Here is a 3118-nt window from a genome sequence, read left to right as displayed (position 1 = left end):
GCACGCCCTCCCGGTCGCTGGCGGGACCCAGGGTGGCGACGATCTTGGTGCGGCGCAGGGGGGGATGGGCGATCGACATGGTAAGACTCCTCTGGAATCGGCGTAGTGTAGGGTCGGGCGCGAGGGCCGAGACCGGCATTATTCTCAATGTAGTGTTTTTACTACATCACAGTAGAGCATGCTCGAGGCCCGCTGAAAAGGGGCTCGCCTCGCGATGCCGAGGGAGTCTGTAACGCTTCGATGACGGTGAGATGACGCCTCGTGCCCCTTGCCCGGCCCGGCATCGGCGGCTAGGTTCAGAAAGCGGCGGGCCTGGCGTGAAGGGATCGCCTGGGGTAGGGTAAGCGCATTTTTCCGTCGAAGAGCCCTTCGGCGAGGGATCGATGCCGGGACCCTCCGGTCTCGGGCACATAGAAAGTGGAGCACTATGGGCAAGTCACTGGTCATCGTCGAGTCACCGGCCAAGGCCAAGACGATCAATAAGTATCTCGGCAACGACTTCGTCGTTAAGTCGAGCGTGGGGCATATTCGTGACCTGCCGACCAGCGGCTCCGGCAAGGGTGCCGCGGATCCCAAGGAGCGCGCCCGCCAGGCGGCGGCGACCCGCAAGATGTCGCCGGAGGAGAAGGCCGCCTACAAGAAGCGCAAGGCCTGGGACCAGCTGATTCGGCGCATGGGCATCGACCCGGAACACGACTGGGAGGCCCATTACGAGGTGCTGCCCGGCAAGGAGAAGGTGGTCGCCGAGCTCAAGAAACAGGCCGAGAAGGCCGATGCCGTCTACCTCGCCACCGATTTGGATCGCGAGGGGGAAGCCATCGCCTGGCACCTCAAGGAGACCATCGGCGGCGATGCCTCCCGCTACAAGCGGGTGGTGTTCAACGAGATCACCAAGAACGCCATCCAGGAGGCCTTCAAGGAGCCCGGCAAACTGCAGATGGAACGGGTCGAGGCCCAGCAGGCGCGCCGCTTCCTCGATCGGGTGGTGGGCTTTATGGTCTCGCCACTGCTCTGGAACAAGGTCGCCCGGGGCCTCTCCGCCGGCCGCGTGCAGTCGGTAGCGGTGCGCCTGATCGTCGAGCGGGAGCGGGAGATCCGCGCCTTCGTGCCGGAAGAGTTCTGGGACGTGCATGCCGACCTGGCCGCCGACGGCCAGGCCCCGATCCGCTTCGAGCTGGTGCGCCAGGACGGCAAGGCCTTCCGCCCCACCTCCGAGACGGAGACCCTGGAGCGCATCGCCGCGCTGAAAACGGCGAGCCTGGCGATTACCGGCCGTGAAGACAAGCCGACTCGCTCCAAGCCCAATGCGCCCTTTATAACCTCGACCCTGCAGCAGGCCGCCAGCGGTCGCCTGGGCTTCTCGGTGAAGAAGACCATGACCCTGGCCCAGCGCCTCTACGAGGCGGGCTATATCACCTATATGCGGACCGACTCCACCAACCTCTCCCAGGAGGCGGTGGCCAGTGCTCGGGACTATATCGGTGAGGCGTATGGGGCGCGTTACCTGCCCGAGTCGCCCAATCGCTACTCCAGCAAGGAGGGCGCCCAGGAGGCCCACGAGGCGATCCGCCCCTCCGAGGTGACCCGCAAGGCCAGCGATCTGGCCGGCATGGAGCGCGATGCCGAGCGGCTCTACGAGCTGATCTGGCGCCAGTTCGTGGCCTGCCAGATGACCCCGGCGGAGTATCTCTCCAGCACCCTGACCGTCGAGACCCAGGGCTATGAGCTCAAGGCCAAGGGCCGGGTGCTCAAGTTCGACGGCTATACCCGGGTGATGAAGCCTGCCGGCAAGCAGGAGGACCAGTCGCTGCCGGATCTGGCCGAGGGCACGCCGCTGGAGCTGGTGAGCCTGGACCCCCTGCAGCACTTCACCAAACCGCCGGCGCGCTTCACCGAGGCGAGCCTGGTGCGCGAGCTGGAGAAGCGCGGCATCGGCCGTCCCTCCACCTATGCGGCGATCATCTCCACCATTCAGGAGCGTGGCTACGTCAAGCTGGAGAACCGCCGCTTCTACGCGGAGAAGCTCGGCGATATCGTCACCGATCGCCTGGCCGAGTCCTTCCGTGACCTGATGGACTTCTCCTTTACCGCGCGCATGGAGGACAGCCTCGATCAGGTGGCCGAGGGCGAGCGCAACTGGCGAGAGTTGCTGGACGCCTTCTATGCCGATTTCAAGCGTCAGTTGGAGCGGGCCGAGAGCGACGACGGCATGCGCCCCAACCAGCCGGTGCCCACCGATATCGACTGCCCCAGCTGCGGGCGCAAGATGCAGATCCGCACCGCGTCCACCGGGGTCTTCCTGGGCTGCTCCGGCTATAACCTGCCGCCCAAGGAGCGCTGTAAGACCACCATCGACCTGATCCCCGGTGAAGAGGCGGTGGCCGCCGACGCCGACGAGGAGGCCGAAACCGAGGCGCTGCGTGCCAAGCACCGCTGCCCCAAGTGCGGCACCGCCATGGACAGCTACCTGATCGACGAGACCCGCAAGCTGCATATCTGCGGCAACAGCCCGGACTGCGACGGCTACGAGGTGGAGCAGGGCAAGTTCCGCATCAAGGGCTACGAGGGGCCGGTGATCGAGTGCGACAAGTGCGGCTCGGAGATGCAGCTCAAGAGCGGACGCTTCGGCAAGTACTTCGGTTGCACCAACAGCGAGTGCAAGAACACCCGTAAGCTGCTCAAGAGCGGCGAGGTGGCGCCGCCGAAGATGGATCCGATTCCCATGCCGGAGCTGGCCTGCCAGAAGGTCGAGGATCACTATGTGCTGCGCGACGGCGCCAGTGGCCTCTTCCTGGCCGCCAGCCAGTTTCCCAAGAATCGCGAGACCCGCCCGCCCCTGGTGCGCGAGCTCAAGGCCCATGCCGAGGCGCTTCCCGAGAAGTATCACTTCCTGCTCAAGGCGCCCAGCGAGGACCCGGATGGTCGCCCGGCGCAGATCCGCTTCTCGCGCAAGACCAAGAGCCAGTACGTGATGACCGAGGAGAACGGCAAGGCCAGCGGCTGGAAGGCGACCTTCGAGGGCGGCAAATGGCAGGTGGAGGACAAGCGCAAATGACGCTGGCCGAGGAGAGCGGCAAGGCTCGTGCCTGGAAGGTCACTTTTTCCGAGGGCGGCAAGT

General features: G+C 65.4%; 1 protein-coding gene. It reads left to right on the top strand.

From position 1 onward, the window contains the following. Positions 1 to 427 precede the first annotated feature (427 nt). Positions 428 to 3055 (top strand): type I DNA topoisomerase, encoded by a 2628-nt coding sequence (gene topA, locus HPA02_RS17970; RefSeq protein WP_146804576.1) that lies wholly within the window; start codon positions 428 to 430, stop codon positions 3053 to 3055. Positions 3056 to 3118 lie beyond the last annotated feature (63 nt).

Origin of the sequence: Bisbaumannia pacifica (assembly GCF_007989625.1) — a bacterium.
GTDB lineage: Bacteria > Pseudomonadota > Gammaproteobacteria > Pseudomonadales > Halomonadaceae > Bisbaumannia > Bisbaumannia pacifica.
The sequence above is the reverse complement of the archived record's forward strand: the minus strand, read 5'-3'. Positions and strand labels throughout refer to the sequence as shown.